3 protein-coding genes are annotated in these 16,626 nt (G+C 57.2%); all 3 read right to left on the bottom strand.

Going from position 1 to position 16,626, the window contains the following annotated elements; all coding sequences use genetic code 11:
* Positions 1-17: 17 nt before the first annotated feature.
* The 3 genes from Q0510_RS06980 to Q0510_RS06990 all read right to left on the bottom strand — a co-directional run bounded on the left by Q0510_RS06980 (position 18) and on the right by Q0510_RS06990 (position 16,194).
* Positions 18-2,171, bottom strand: coding sequence for a carboxypeptidase-like regulatory domain-containing protein (locus Q0510_RS06980; protein ID WP_298709508.1), 2,154 nt, complete (start codon positions 2,169-2,171; stop codon positions 18-20).
* Between the two features lie 572 nt (positions 2,172-2,743).
* Complete coding sequence (locus Q0510_RS06985) at positions 2,744-7,786, bottom strand: gliding motility-associated C-terminal domain-containing protein (RefSeq protein ID WP_298709510.1); 5,043 nt, start codon at positions 7,784-7,786, stop codon at positions 2,744-2,746.
* Positions 7,696-16,194, bottom strand: a complete 8,499-nt coding sequence (locus Q0510_RS06990) for an Ig-like domain-containing protein (RefSeq protein WP_298709512.1) — start codon at positions 16,192-16,194, stop codon at positions 7,696-7,698. The genes Q0510_RS06985 and Q0510_RS06990 overlap by 91 nt, the downstream gene beginning before the upstream one ends.
* Between the last annotated feature and the right edge of the window lie 432 nt (positions 16,195-16,626).

Genomic DNA, 16,626 nt, shown 5'->3' on the forward strand with positions numbered 1-16,626 from the left:
GGGTTGATGATGCACTATTATTGACGGTCGATCATTTCCTGGCGGCGGTCCATGCCAAAACTCATGAACATGCCGACGTACACGAATCTCGGCGCCATGGGCTCCACCACGCGGCGGCGGAGCTTGTCGGCCGAATAACGGAAGCCGTATTGCTGCTCGTTGCCGATAGCATTGGTAAGCGTAAGCACGAACACGGTGAACGCTTTGCCCACGGTGGTCAGGTAGTTGATGTTAAGGCTGAGCGTATTGAGGTTGCGCGTGCGGTCGGCCATGAACTCGTTTGGCGGACGGTTCGGGTTGAAGTACGGCCGGCCGGTGGCGAACGAATAGGTGGCGCCCAGGTTTAGTTGCCAGGCGGGAATAAAGTGCTTGTAAACGAGCGTGGCGGTGTGTTCCGCCGCAAAATCGGGGCGCACTTCGTACGGGAAATTCAGGTGGTCGCGCTTGGTGTCCAGCCAGGAATAGGAAATCCAGTAATCGGCGTTTTTAATCAGCTTCTTGTCGCGCCAGAAAAGTTCCGCTCCTTTCGCATAGCCCTTACCGTTATTGTTATAATCGGGAACCGTCTTGATGAGATCGTGATATTGTTTATAGAATATTTCCGTCCTGAAAACGCGGAACTGCGAAATATGCTGGTAGCTGGCTATGTAATGCGTGGCACGCATGTAGCCGAGGTTTTGACCGAATCGCAGGTATTGCTGTTCCGGTTTCTGGTAGAATTCACCATATGCGAGTGCCACCTGGCTTTTGGCGTCCACTTTATACGCAATGGAAGCGCGCGGCGCGATGTTGGGGGACCGCAGCAGCGAGGAATACTCGTACCGCGCGCCCAGCCGGCCCACGAACCGCGGCGTGAAGTACACATCCGCTTCCGCGAAAGACGCGGTGTAGCTATCCACGAACTCGCCATCGAACTGGTTGAAGCGCGAAGCTTCCGTGGCGTACTGATATTCGCTGCCGAGGCGGAGCACCGAAAACTTACCCATGTTTTTCGACAGCACGGCCCGGAATTGCGTGAGGTCCTGCCGCGTCCGGATGCGGGTGGGCTCAGGCAGCTTGCCGATGGTGTCCATGTTGATGCGGTCGCGGTTGGTGCTGTAAGATGTGCCCAGCTGGAGTTTCCAGCCTTTGCCCAGGCTTTCGCGCCACGAAACGTTGGTGTAGAGATAATGGTTCGTGAGGCGGAATTCTTCGTCGTACCCGGGATAATCGAGGCTTTCGCCGCGGAAGCCGAAGCGGCCGCGGCTGCCCATCACGAAGAATTTCAGCATACCCGTGCGGGAAGTTTTGATGCGGTAGTTCGCCGATCCGTTGAGGAATTCCGGCGCAACAACAGGGTCTTGTTTCTGCTTAACTATTCTGAAATACGGCCATAAGTTGACGTAATCCAACTCGATGCCGTAGCCTTTCTTTTTGTCTTTTGATAATTTATCGACGCCCACGGCCGGCCCCACGGACCCTATGCCCAGGGTGTACGACGAGCGCTCGGGCAAGTCCACCGATTCCAGGACGAGCGCGGAGCTGAGGCCCTGGCCGTATTGGGCGGAGTATCCGCCGCTGCTGAAGGTGGTGCCTTTGAAGAGGAATGGTGAGAAGCGGCCGCGCGCGGCGAAGTCGGGCATGCCGGAGGAGAAGGGGTTGCGGACGAGCATCCCGTCGATGAAGGTTTGTGTTTCGGCGCCGGTGCCCCCTCGCACGAAGAGCCCTTCCTTCTCTCCTACCTGCTGCGCACCGGGCAGGGTTTTGAGCGCGCTCACGATGTCGGCGTTGGCGCCGGCGGTGGTAACGATATCGAGGGGTTTGAGGACGGTGTTCTTCTTTTCGTCGCTGGCTTCGAAGCTGCCCGCGGAGATGGTCACCATTTTCAGTTCGTTCACGGTTTCTTTCAGGATGAGGATGAGGGCGGCGTTAGAAGAGAGGTCCGTTTTCACTTCGATGGAACCGAAGCCCGTCAGCGAAGCCGTGATCAGTCGTTCCCCTTTTTCCATGGTGGTAAAGGTGAAGCTGCCGTCTTTGGCGGAGGTAGCGCCGTCGTAAGACCCCACCAGCGAGATGTTCACGCCGGCCAGGGGCTTTTTCCGGGCATCGGTTACTTTGCCGGTGACCACCGTTTGCGCCTGCAGCGCCACGGGGAACAAGAAAATAATCAGGGGTAGGAATAGCTTGTACATATACGGTTAGGTCAGAATGATGGAACAAAACTAATTCAGTTTATTTTATAAACCAAATTATATCGCAAATATAATTACATGTTAAAACATATATCCGGATGGGATTTGCCAAGGCGATGAAGGGAGTGACACAACGGCGGCCCGGCCAGCGGCGAAAAGCCGGTAAATAAAAAACATTGCGGGAGTTCAGATCATCTTTACTGCGTTTCCCACAATGCAGACAGATGTGCACAAGAAGCCTGCATCGAAGTAAATAGCTGATGCATATTGCGTTTTGTCATGACGATGAAGGGAGCGACACAACGGCGTCCGGGCCGGCGGCGAAAAGATGGTAAATAAAAAACATTGCGGGAGTGCAGATGATGATCTTTACTGTGTTTTCCACAACGCAGACGGGTGTGCACAGTTGATGCATCCCCGGTGAAGCGCAACCGGAAAATCGGAGTTGCATTTTGCCATGGCGATGAAGGGAGTGACACAACGGCGGCCGGGGCAAGAATCCGGCGATGCAAAAAGCGCGGCCGGAAAACCAGCCGCGCGTTAACCTCAAAATCTAATCTATGACCGATGAATTACCGGAGTAATTCAATCCAACCTTTGAATTCACGCAGCCCCTGCGGAGATTTAAGCTGAAGGATATAATAATACGTGCCTTCGCTGAGGCCGTTGCCATCCCACTGGTTCTGGTAATCCTTCGACTGGTACACGAGGTTGCCCCAGCGGTTGTACACCATCAGCGCGGAGCCCGGGAACCGCTGAATGCCGGGGATCACGAACCTGTCGTTGCGGCCGTCGCCGTTCGGCGTGATCGTGTTGGGAATGAAAATCTCGTCGCCGGTGATGGGCGTTTCCTCCGTGCGGGCGGTATTATTCGCGAGGTCCGGATCGCGCTCGTTGCCCTGCGCCGAAGCTTCATTCACCAGGGAACCGCCGTTATTGATCCGCACTGTGAACCGCAATGTGGCCGAGGCGCCGTTCGCCAGCGAAGGCACGTTCCAGGTGATGCGGCCTTGTGATTCGGAAGCGTTGCCCGTGCTCGCTTCCATCGCTTCCAGGTTGCCGGTGTTGGCGCTGAGCACATCCGTCAAAGTAATGCCGCTGGCGCCATCCGGACCATTATTCCGCAAGGTGATCAGATAGGTGACCTTATTGTGCACCTGGAACGGCGGAGCTGTGAGCAACTGCTTGGTTACCTGCAGATCGGCGGTCAGCCCACCGAGTATGGTGGCGGTTGCCGTGTCTGCGGTGGCAGGCCGTAATCCGTTTCCAGGCATGAATACGATGGCCGTGTTCGTCACACGCCCTGTATCCAGCAAAGGCGCTTCGTACTCGAGTGATTGCGTTACGCCGGGAACGAGGTTTCCGATGATCCAGCTGATGCGTTTTTGGTTCGCCAGATAGGTAGCCTGCCCTGTGGAAGGCGCGCCCAGCACAGGAGCCCCCAGCAGCGCAGGCAAATCATCCGTTACCCAGACAGGGTTCAGCGGGAACAGCCCGGGATGCGTTACATCCAACCGGTAACGTACCATATCCCCCACCGCGTGCGGGCCAGGCGTCAGCACCGTTTTATTGATGTTAAGTTTTACAGGCAGCGTAACGCTTGTCAGCAGTTCCTGCGAGCGGTTATTCTCCATCACCGGATCCGTTACCCCTGCCGGCGGCCGCACCCAGGCAACGTTCCTCGCGGTGCCAACTTCGCTTACGTCCGCCGTGACCGCTATTACGACCGAGCCTCCCGGCGGGAAGGTTCCTATCACAACCCGCACGATATCGTTCGTTACGGTCACCTGCGCGTTGCCCGCACCACCGATCTGGAATACTGCCGATGCGGTAGTGTTATCCATCCGCGGAGGAAGGGTATCGGTTACCACAGCACCATCCGCCGCCAGCGGCCCCTTGTTGGATACCAACAGCGTCCATACCACGCGCCCGCCAACCGGCACGTTCGAGCTTCCGGTTTTGGTGATGGACAGATCAGCCGTTGCGCTGATAACCGTTTGCGTTTCGTTGGACGGGAACCTGGTACCATTGCCCGTGGCATATCCCGTGTTCCTGATACTTCCGGCGAAGCCGCTGCCAACGGTTCCACGGATCGTCAGCACAATTTCGCTGCCCGTGGCAGCGGGTATATCTGCTGACAGCGCTACGATATTGCCAGCTCCGCTTGCAGGCGTCACTGTGGCGCCGGCGGCGGAAGCGGCCGTCCAGCTTACATTCTGCAACAAGGCCGGCACCGTATCCCTCACCTGGACGCCCGTGGCATCCGACGGACCGTTGTTCCGGACGCGCAAGACATATGTCATCTCTTCGCCCGGCGTGGCGGCCGCAGGCGCGGATTTATCGAGGCTCAATGCGTATTGCGGCGCAACGACCGTATTGATTGTATTTGAATTCGCGGTGACGCCACCGGCCGCCATTGTAGCCGTGTTGCTGATTGTTCCCGCATAACCCGGCGGCACGGTACCACTGATATCCAGGATAATGGCATTGGCTGCGCCACCGGATAAACTGCCGGTCACGGTTACTTTATTACCACTGCCTGTGGCACCCGTAGTAATGGATCCGCCGCCCTGAACGGCGGTCGTCCAGGTAACGTTGGTCAGCGTTGCCGGCACCACGTCTGTCAACGTGAATGCCTGCAGATCGGAAGCGCCTGTATTCGCCGCCACTACGCGGTATGCGATGCGGTTACCTGCTACCGCCGAATCGGGCCCGACTTTACCGATAAAGAGCCGGATGTCCGTTACTACGGCAGTGGATACACTATCCTCATCTTTCACCGTACCGCTATCCAACACTTGCGCCGTGTTGCGGACCGTACCGGTAAACGACGGTAAAGTAGCGCCTGTAACATCGATCCGGACGCTGTTACCGGCTCCGGCCGGGATGCTGACGGGGAGGAGTATCGTGTTGGATGTTGAATCCGAAGGTGTTCCGGCACTTTTTGCTCCGCCGCTGTACGTCACATGCCATGTTACGTTGGTAAGCGTTTGCGGTACGAGGTCGCTGATCGTCACCTGCGGCGCATCCGACGGGCCGTTATTCACCACCGTGATCACATAATGCACTTCGTTGCCAGACAGCACGGTATCCGGTGCCGACTTGGTGATATGCAGATCCGTTAACGCTATAATCAACGTTCGCACCGAGTCTGCAGCAAGCACGCTATCTCCCTGCACTACAAATGCCGTATTCGTTCTCATTCCTCTTTCCGAGGGCGGCACTGTACCGGAAATGTTTACCCGTATGTAATTTCCACTGCCTGCGGGAATACTGCCGTTTATATTGACCGGTGACCCGGTACCGGAGGTTGCACCCGTTATGACGGCGCCGCCCGTTGCCGTGGCGCTCCAGCTGATATCGCTAAGCCCTTGCGCCAGGGTATCCGCAATCGTCAACGGCCCACTATCCGACGGTCCGCCGTTATTCACCTGCAACACATAATTGATCCTGCTGCCGGCCACAGCCGTATCCGGGCCGGACTTAGCGATGCGGACATTCGCGATAGCCGTCACATCCGTATTTACCGTATTGCTATTGACGGTTGCGCTATCGGGGATCGTATACGTGGCGGTATTCGTGAGCCTGCCGGAGAAATTGGCCGGTATATTACCCGTAACCAGCACGGTGATGATATTGCCTGCTCCCGCCGGCAAGTCTGCTGCAAAGCTGACATTGCCCGCCCGGTCGGTTATATTACCTCCCTGAATGGACGCATTACCGGCGGCCGTTGCCGACCATACCGGCTGCAACAGCTGCGATGGCAGCACATCCGCGATGGCTACGCCCGTTGCTGTGGAGGGGCCGTTGTTCACTATCTGTACCTGGTATTGCATCTGCGTTCCCGCACCGGCCGTTGCGGGGCCCGTTTTCACGATGCTGATATCGTATGCTTTTACGACCTGCGTCGTTACCGTGTTCGACTGCCCCGTAGCCGTGCCCGTTACGGCATAAGCTGTATTCAAAATGGCACCGGTGAAGGCCGAGTCCGTTTCCCCCGTTATTCTTACCACTACACGATTTGCAGCTCCTGCCGGGAGGCTGGCGGTAAAGCGGATGATATTGCCTGAACCGTTGGTAATGTTTCCGCCAGTAATTGTTGCCCCGCCTACGCCTGTTGCCGTCCAGGTGACGTTCGATAACGTTGCGGGGAGGGTATCGGAGACGATGGTGTTTTGGGCGGACGACGGACCGTTATTGCTTACAGTGAACCCATAAGAAATGCTGTTCCCCGCAAATACGGTATCAGGAGCGGTTTTGGTCAACCGTAACGCTACCACGCGCTGCAAGGCCGTCGTCACGCTATCGGTCACGGTTATGTTGCCGGTTGCCGCCGTTGCGACGTTGATGATATTGGCGGTAGCTGCTTCATCTACCGTACCCGTAATTTGAATAACGATCCTGTTGGAATCTCCCGGCGGCAGGGTTCCGGTTACCGCCACGTTGCCCGTGTGTCCGACACCGTTATCCGGAATGACCGCAGCGCCGGATGCAGTGGCCGTCCACCGCACGTTGGCGAGGCCTACGGGCACGGGGTCCTGGATCAGTACGCCGGTGGCCGTCGACGGGCCGTTATTTACGACTGTCAATGTATAAGCCACATTACCGCCAGCTACCGCCAGCGCGGGGCCTGTCTTGCGGATGGCCAGCCTCGGTGCGTTACGGACCACCGTGGGGATCGTATCGCTGGTTACGCGCTGGTGATCGTTGCCCGCGAGGGCGTAGTTGTAAATTGTTCCGCTGAAGGCGGGATCCGTATTGCCGGTGATGGCCACTGCCACATATCCGCCCGCCGGGATGTTCGCATTGATGCGAACGAGATTCCCCGTACCGGAGGCGCCCGTCAGAATAGCCGCTCCCCCTATGCCGGAAGCCGCCCACTGCACATTGCTCAACGCAGCCGGGATGCTGTCCGCCACCACAACCGTATCCGCGGCCGAAGGCCCGGCATTGCGCACCACGAGTATATATGCCAACTGTTGCCCCGCATCAATGCTGTCTACCCCTGATTTCAAAATGGATAGCCCTTGCGCGCGCGTCACAATCGTGCTGACAGTCGAGTAAAGCGGCCTGGGATCTGTCACGCCCGCGGGAGGATCAACCCTGGCGGTATTCACAAGCGTGCCCGTGAAATCCTGGTTCACCCGTCCACGCACCTGTATGGTGATCTTGCCGGCATTTACAGGGATATCGCCGGTGAGGCGGATGATGTTCCCGGTTCCGCCGGCGGCCGAAATCGTTGCGCCGCCTTCCACTACCGCCGTCCATTGCACGTTGGTAATTTCCGCGGGGATGGAATCTGAAATGGATGCGCCCGCTACATCGGCCGGACCGTTGTTCGTGACGGTGATTACGTACGTCATTACTTCACCCGCAGCAATTGCCGTTGGACCGGCTTTTACCACAACCAGGTCCGCATCGTTGTTCACACCTGTTACGGCGGTGGAGGAACGTGTTTCCGTGCCGGACGTGACCGTGGCGGTGTTGCGCAAAGTATCCGGCGCATTGTTATCCACCACGCCGTTCACGTACACGAGTATCCTGCCCTGCGAACCGCCCGTTCCTTCGATCGTGGCGTTGAGGGAGATATTACTGCCTGAACCGGATACGCGCACATCGCGTACGGCGGCACGGCGTTGGCGCCGCCGCGCGCTTCCGCACGCCAGGTGACGCCGCTGATACCTGCCGGCACCAAGTCGGTAATCGTCACACCCGTAGCCTGCGAGAAACCGGTATTCATCACATTGATCGTATAGAAGATGGAATCTTTCACGTTCACAGACGATGGGCCTGTTTTGGATATGAGCACACCCACGTCGTTATGGATTTCTGTCCGGATGGTGCTGATATTGTTGTCCGGGATCGTTTCGGTGATATCCGGCGGAGGTGTTACGGTAGCCGTGTTGGTGATGAAACCGTCCTGCGCCGCGGGATCTGTGATACCCGCGATCCGGATGGTAACGCTATGCGCCGCTCCTGCCGGGATGTTGGCGGTCACCCGGACGGTGTCGTCGGTTTGCGGTTGGATGACGAATGATGCGCTTCCCGCGGCAGTCGCTGTAACCGTGGTATTGTGCACCTCTGGCGGGATGCCATCTTTGATGAGCGCGCCCGTCACATCCGATAGCCCACGGTTGGTGACCAACAAAGTATATATGACAGAATCTCCGGAAATCGTCAGCGATGGGCCGCTCTTCACGATTACCAGGTCTGCTTCTTTCTGCAAAGTCGTCACCACAGTGCTCACCGCTTCGCTCGGGTCGGAAGTACCGGGAGCGGATGTAACATGCGCGGAGTTCCGGATGGTCTGTACGTTTTCAGCCGGATCGATCGTGCCGGTTACGTGGATCACGATTTCACCGGAATCCACCGGTATATCGCCCGTCAACAGGATCAGGTTGCCGGTTCCGGCGCTGCTGCTGACGGTGGCACCGCCCGCAACTATGGCCGTCCAGCTGGTGCTGAGGACTTCTGCAGGAACGGTATCACGGATGACGGCGCCCTGTGCAAATGAAGGCCCGAAGTTTCGTACTACGATGCGGTAGTCGATCCTGCTGCCGGCCGATGCCAGCGTAGGACCAGTCTTGAGCACCCGCAGATCGGAGGATCGCAATACCTGTGTCGTTACTGCCGACGAATCGGATGTGATGCCCGGGATCCGCGCGTAGGCCGTATTCGCAAAGGAAGTACCCACATACGCAGGGTCCAGCACACCCGTCACGTTCACATCCACGAAATGTGCGGCCGACGCAGGAAGTTCCGCGATAATATCGACGTTCCCCGAACCGGAAGTCACATTTACGGATGTACCGGCGCCGTTTGCAGTGGCCGTCCACACAGGATTGAGAATCCCCGCGGGAATGGCGTCTATGATGCGCAGGCCATTTGCCGTGGAAGGCCCGTTGTTGTGTACGCGGATATGATATTGAATGGGATCGCCGGCATTCATCACCGCCGGACCGGTCTTATTGACCGAAACATTAGGCCGGGACACAATGCCGGTTCTTGCGGAATCGAGGAATGCGGAACCTCCATGCGTTACATGCGCCACATTCAGCAGCGATGCACCGGTGAACGATGGGTCGATCGTTCCTGAAACGGTGAGCAGGATGCGGTGCGGGTTCCCCGCCGGGATGTTGCCCTTCACTTCAATGATATTGCCGGTGCCGGTTGCAGGACTGCTCAATGCCGCGGCGCCCGCCGTCGTTGTTACCCATCTTACATTATTGATGCCAGCCGGGATCGTATCGCGGATGGTGGCTTCCCCGGAATTGGAGGGGCCGTTATTGGTTACGTTGATGGAATAGGTAATCTGATCCCCCGCCGCCAGGGTATCAGGCGCGGATTTCACCACATCCAGCGCCGAAACGTTGATGACTTTTGTTATTACCGAATCGGTGAAATTGCGGGACACATTCGTTTCATGTGCCGATGAAACATTCAACAGGTTGCCTTCGAATGAGGGATCCACCACTCCTTCGACCGTCAGCACGATGGAATTCAACCGCCCCATAGGCAAGCTGCCCTTCAGCCTGATGTCGTTACCAATGCCTTCCTGGGCGCCATCCACAACGGCGGTTCCTGTCGTGAAAACTTTCCAGGCTACGTTCTGCACTTCCACCGGCACAACGTCATCAAGCTCCACTTCATTGGCTACGGACGGGCCAAAATTGGTGATGTAAATAACATACGCGATCGGCTCACCTGCGATAATTTCATCAGGGCCGATCTTGACGAGATTCAGCGACGTCTTTTTCACGACCTGTGTTGTCACCGTATTGGAAAGCACCGGCTGTCCATCCGCCAATACCGTTGCGGTATTTACAATTTTCCCTTCGAATGCTGGATTCAGTGTGCCCGTAAGCGTAATGAGCACCCGGTTGCCCGTTCCATAAGGAATATCGGCCACCACATCAAGGACGCGCCCGCTGCCGGTAGCACCGCTCACAATCTGAGCCGCTCCACGTCCTGTAGCGATCCAGGAAGGATTAATGATTTCCGCAGGCACCAGGTCATTGATGCGGAGCGCCATCGCGTCTGAAGGGCCGTTATTGTCAACCGTGATTTGATAACTGATGCGATCCCCTGCATTCGCAGTATCAGGCCCGCTCTTCACGATCTGGATTCTGGAGAGATTGTAAATGGTCGTATTGGCTTCGGCCGACGTCAACGGTACATTGTCCGCCACTACTGTAGCGATATTGCTGATGACGCCTGTGAACGCCGCTGAAACGGTGCCCGTGATCGTCACCACGATACTGGCATTGCCCCCCGCAGGAATGCCACCGGTGACGCGCACATTACTTCCCGTTCCCGTGCCTCCCGTTGCAATGGCTGCGCCGTCCGTCGCCGTGGCCGTCCAGCTGACGTTACCCACTTCCGCAGGTATTACATCCGCGATCACCACATTGCGCGCATCAGAAAGCCCCGTGTTATTGACAACGATCTGCCAGGTTATGTCGCTGCCCGCTGCGAGTGCCCGCGGTGCGGATTTACCTATCTGCAGGGCAGGACTGTTCAACACCTGCGTCTCGACTGTATTCGACGTGAACCCGGGTCTACCAGTGGGTGTAGCGGTAGCAGTATTCCGGAAAGTACCACTGGCATCTGGTCCTATTTTACCGCGGATGTTGATCGTTACCGTGTTCACAATCCCGGCAGGTATATCCGCCGTCACGAGCACAGTATTACCCGAACCGCTGGCGCCTGCGGTGATGGATGTTTTGCCGCTAACGGCCGCGACCCACGAAACGCCTGTTACGATGGCGGGAACTACATCGCGGATCACCACCTGCTTCGCATCCGCGAGGCCATTATTGCGGATGACCAATACGTAATTAATATCGCCACCTGCCGTTACGTTGGCAGGACCGGCTTTGCTGACCACCAGGCTCGGCTCGTTGATCACAACGGTATTTGTGGTGTTGGAAGGAACATCCGGACCTCCCGTAACGGAGGCTATCGCCCTGTTGGTGATGACGCCTTCGAAATCGGGGGCAATCGTGGCGGTAGCCGTGATGATGATATTATTGGCTGAACCTGCCGGCAGGTCTGCATTCAGGATGCCCACGCCATTCTCCACCTTGCTGCTGTTCAGTTTGGCCGCGCCGTTTACGGTAATTGTGAATTGCGGATTGAGAAGGCCGGCCGGGAAGGTATCCCGCACCACCACTCCAAACGCATCCGACGGCCCGTTGTTCGTCACGTTCACCTGGAAGCGGATCACATCCCCTGCACGCGCGGTATCGGGCGCCTGCTTCCTGATGTTCAATGCCGTTTTCTTGCTGACAACCGTTTCAATCGTATTGGATGTAGTCACATCGCCGTTCACGCTCATGAAGGCATTGTTCCGGATAACACCGGATGCGTCCGGCCTGATCGTGCCGGTGATGGTCACAGTCACGATATTCTGCGCACCGGCCGGAATATTAACGGACATCGCCAGTAGATTCGATGTACCCGTGGCGCCGGCGATGATCGATGCGGTACCCGACGTGGTAGCCGTCCAGCTCACGTTCTCAATGCTGCCGGGGATCGCGTCCGCGATGACAGCGCCCCTCATATCGGAGGGACCGCTGTTCCCGATCAATAAGGTATAAGTGATGGAGGCCCCCGCATCCGCAGTAGCCGGACCGGATTTCACGATCGAAGGCCCGGGTTTGTTGATGATTACAGTGGTATCGGTGTCCGATTCCGGTGTTTCTCCCGGAGGTGTGGCTGTGGCGGTATTGACGAGGTTCCCCGTGGCAGACGATGCCACCGTTCCCGTTACGATCACATCCACTTCATTCCCCGCGCCGGCAGGGATATTCACCGTCGTATTCACGGTGTTGCCCGTACCGGTTGACGGCGCCCCCGCAGCCAGGGTAGCTCCGCCTTTTAATACAATTCTCCACGCCGTGTTCCCGATGGTAGCCGGCACCTGGTCGGCAATTACAACGTTCGTTGCGTTGGAAGGGCCCGCGTTCACGACGGAAATACTATAACTGATGTCCCTGCCCGCATCCACGGTATGTGTAATCGGTCCAGATTTTATAATGGAAATACCCGTTTGCTTGCGCAATGTGGTTACGATAACGTTACTCACTACCTGCGTGTCGCCCGGAACGGCTACCACGCCGATATTCCGGAAAGATCCCGTTGCACCCTGGCTGATCGTTCCGCTCACGGAAACGATGATCAGGTTGGTATCCCCCACAGGCAAGGAGCCATTGAAGTTGATACCGTTACCCGTTCCGCTGGCCGTGGATGCCGTGGCCCCGCCGGTTGTTTGCACCGTCCATGTAACATTCGTGATCTGTGCAGGCACCGCATCGGTGATGGTCACCTGCGGCGCTGCCGACGGGCCCACATTGTAGACCGTCAGCAAATACTGGATCGATTCCCCGGCCACCGCAACGGAAGGCCCGTTCTTCACTATTCTCAGCCCATACACGGGAGTAGGTGTATTCGTATCACTGGCGCTGTTATTGCCCGGCACAGGGTCCGTTACGCCCGTTGGCGGCGCAACACTGGCCGTATTGGTCAATGCTCCCGTATAATCCGGCGGTACATCGAGCGTAACCCGGTAAACCACCTCGCCGCCCGACGGTAAATTGATGGTTTGCTGTAAAGGCATGCTTCCTGCATTCACAGGCACAATCGCTCCGCCAACCGCGGTGGCCGTCCAACTGCCGGAGGTAATCCCGGATGGGAATGCATCGGTTACGGTAGCGCCGTTCGCATTGGAAGGGCCATTATTTGTGACGGTGATGACATACGTTACCTGTCCGCCCGGCACATAAATATTCGAGTTGTCAGTTTTTGTGATGGCGAGATCGGCACTTCTGTTCACTGGCGTTGTCACACTGTCTTTCGCTAATGTGGAATCCGACATGCCGGGCGGCGGCGTGGCGGTTGCCACATTCTTAAGCGATGCGCCCGTGAAATCAGCATCCACCGCGCCCTGGATCGTTAGCGTCGCAGAAGCGCCCGGCGCCAGTGTCAGATCCGTCCAGATCATCTTTCCCAAATCAAACGTACCTGCCGATGCCGTCACCGATAAAGGCGTGTAGCCAACCGGGAAGTTATCGTTCATCGAAATCCGGTCTGCAGGGCGAATCGTAGAAGGCCCGCCATTCGTCAGTTTCACAATGTATTGCAACGGCTGTCCCGCCACCGCTTCCGTCAACGATGCCGTTTTTTCCAGTTGAAGGTCCACATAAGGCGGTTTCACATTGATATACACATGCGCCGTGTCGCAGGCGCCCTGCGTATCGCAAATGCGGTACACGAATACATCCGTTCCCGTTACGCCCGCATTTGGCGTATAAGTAAATGTTCCATCGGCATTGATAATTACGGAACCTCGTGCCGGCGGTTCCACGGCAGTAGTCTGCACCGTCATTGCATCATTGTCGGGATCGCTGTCATTCGTTTTCACGTTGCCGCTGACAGCCACATCCCGGAACGTATCGTAAAAGTCAGGCACGGCATCCGGCGGATTATTCGCGATCACACTGTCGACCGTCGAAGTATTATTTCCCGGTACCGGGTCAGGAATAATCGTGGGAGAAAGAATTGCCGCCGTATTGCGCACCACCGTTCCGCCGATGGAAGTTGCTTTCACCGTACCGGTTACGTTCAGCACGATGCGGTTGCCGGCGGCAAAAGGCATGCTGACCGTGGCGGATATCGCCTGGCTTGTACCAGAATTGGGCGTTACAGTTACCCCGTTGCCCGTCGTCACGAACGACCAGTTGTAATTCTCCAGCTCCGCCGGCAATACATCCTGGAAGTTGGCGGCTGCCATATCGGAAGGACCGTTGTTCGTAATCACTACCTGGTACTTCACTTGCTTCCCGGTCTGATACACCGATCCCGCATCCGTCTTCACCACCTGCATATCCGCCTGGCTGGTGTATCGCAACGTCACGTCATCCGTCGAAGGCGGACATGCGCCGCTGCCTATCACCCATCTCAGAACCGCTGTGGAATTGACGGGGATGGTGACGGAAGTGGTCGCCAGGGTGGCATTGGTGATGATCGCCTGTCCGGATACGACGGTCCACCTGCCGTTTCCGGACACAGGCGTATTGGCGTTCATCACGAAAGTTCCGCTGTTGTATTGGGTTTGATCCGGCCCGGCATTCGCATTGTCCGGCGTCGGAAATATCTGCACAGAAACATTCTGCGATACCTGCCGGCAATTGCCGCTCGTGATCGTCCAGGCGAAAACATACGCGCCTGCCGTCAAATTAGTAACGGTTGCGGCGGGGTTGTTTATGTCGCTGAATACCCCGGCCGTAGGCCCTGAAACCTGCGACCAGGCGCCGGTTCCTGCAGACGGCGCAGTGGCCGCCATGGTTGCGCCCTGCACATTGCAAAGCACCTGGTTAGGACCGGGATCCGCGGGCGTAGGCTCAGGCGCCACAACGATCTGCACGTCATCCGTGGAAGGGATACAAACACCGTTGCTGATGGTCCACCGGAATACATAAGTACCGGCCGTGAGACCGGATACGTTGGTAGCGGCATTGTTCGGGCTGGCGATAGCAGCTGTATTAGGCCCGGACACCTGCGACCAGGTGCCCGTTCCATTCAACGGCGCGTTCCCGGCCAGGGAGGCCTGCGTCACGTTGCACACCGTCTGATCCGGCCCTGCATTGGCCGCCGTTGTGCCATCAAATACGGTAACCGACATTTCATCCGCACTGGAACCGCAGGACCCGCTGCTGATCGTCCAGCGGAAAACATGCGTGGCGCCGGGCACCAGCTGTGCCACCACCGTCCCCGGGTTATGCGGATCGGTAATCACCGCAGTTGGCCCGGATACCTGTGTCCACATGCCTGTTCCGACTGTCGGCGTATTGCCACTAAGCGCGGCGGTGGTAGACTGGCAGCGCGACAGATCGGCGCCTGCATCGGCGGTTGTAGGAGCACCTCCTACCGTGATCGCCACATCATCCGAATTGGACCCGCAACCGGGCGAAGTGATCGTCCACCGGAACACGTAAACGCCAGCGGTGGTAGGCGTTACTTCGGTATTGAAATACGTTGGATTGCCAATTGTAGCGGCGGGCCCTGAAACCTGGGTCCACTGTCCCGTTCCGGAAGCCGGCACATTTCCCTGGAGGTTGAATTGCGTGCCGCCGCAGACAGTCTGATCCGGTCCTGCATTTGCCGGGGTGCTGCCACCTGAGATCGTGACGGGCACGCCGGTGGTATTGCTCGGGCATCCGCCTGATATTACCTGCCGGCGGTACCAATACGTTCTGTTAGCAATAGGTGGCGTATAATTCTGCTGGTTATTGACACCCGGGGCGGGATTGAAGTTGTTGTTGGCGTCGGTTTCGCTGCGTTGCCATAAGTAGGTGTAAGTGCCGTCGCCCCCTGCAGGCTGTGATCCCTGGAAATTGGCGGGCTGCTGGCCTTCGCAGACACTTTGCGAGGGAGGGGTGATGAAATTATTGGTGATATCGCCGGGAACGGTGACGGTGAACGCTTTCACGCAAAGGCTCTGGTCCCGCACCACGATATTATACGTTCCCGCGGCGAGGTTGTTGAATTCATTGCTGCTTTGCCAGGTCTGCCCGCCGTCTTTGCTGAATTCGATGCTGCCGGTCACGTTGATGGGCTGGATCTGGATGTAACCGCCCTGGCCGGTAGAGGCGCAAACAGGCCTCACCAATTGCGCTCTGGCATCCAGCTGGCAGCAATTGAAGGAAGCGCTGCCGCCGGATTGGCTCAACGTTATATTCCCGGATTGGCCGTTGCGGTTGACGAGCACCAGCAGGTACCACTGCCCGGGCGCCACGCTGGGGAAAGTGATGTCGATGGCGGAGGAGTTGCCGTTAAAGCACGACATGACCGGCTGGCTGGCCAGGTTGCCGCAGGCGCTCTGCATGGATTGGATGGAAAAATACGGCCCGTAGAGCACGTAATCCAGGATGATATTGCCGTTGGTGGCCGTCGCGCGGATAGTGGCATCGCCGGAACTGCCGCCTTCAAAGAAATAGAAGCCGGGGTAGTTGACATTGTTCACGCAACTGAGGGTACCCAGGTTCTGGGCGAGCTCGGGCGCAAAAACAACCGTATTCCCGCAGATGCGTTGGGGAGACGTACACTGGATCTGCGCGTTCGCGGATTGGATGAAAGCAGTAAAGGATACAACGATAGCAAATAGGAAATAGCAACGGCCTTTTTAGGTTATGGGCTCGGTAGCTGGCACGATCATGAAAAAAACAGCCGTAGGCGGCTGGCAGCGCGGGTACTGCTGTTAGTAAGAAACAACAGAAACCACAAAGTGTTGCGTACCAATAAAAAAAAGCCCTCCGCAAGCGGAGGGCTTTTCAAAACTATATGCTTTCAGGCTTAGGCGAAGCGGGGCTTCAGCTCGTCGGCCAGTGCAACCATTTTCTTGATGCCGTCTTCGGGCAGGTTACCTTTCTTGAACTCGCCAAGCACTTCGGGCAGG

This window comes from uncultured Chitinophaga sp., assembly GCF_937874145.1.
In the GTDB taxonomy this organism is placed as follows: domain Bacteria; phylum Bacteroidota; class Bacteroidia; order Chitinophagales; family Chitinophagaceae; genus Chitinophaga.

Bases quoted from the DNA above. Each gene is read 5' to 3' on its own strand.
- Q0510_RS06980 (WP_298709508.1), bottom strand. From the start codon at position 2,171: ATGTACAAGCTATTCCTACCCCTGATTATTTTCTTGTTCCCCGTGGCG.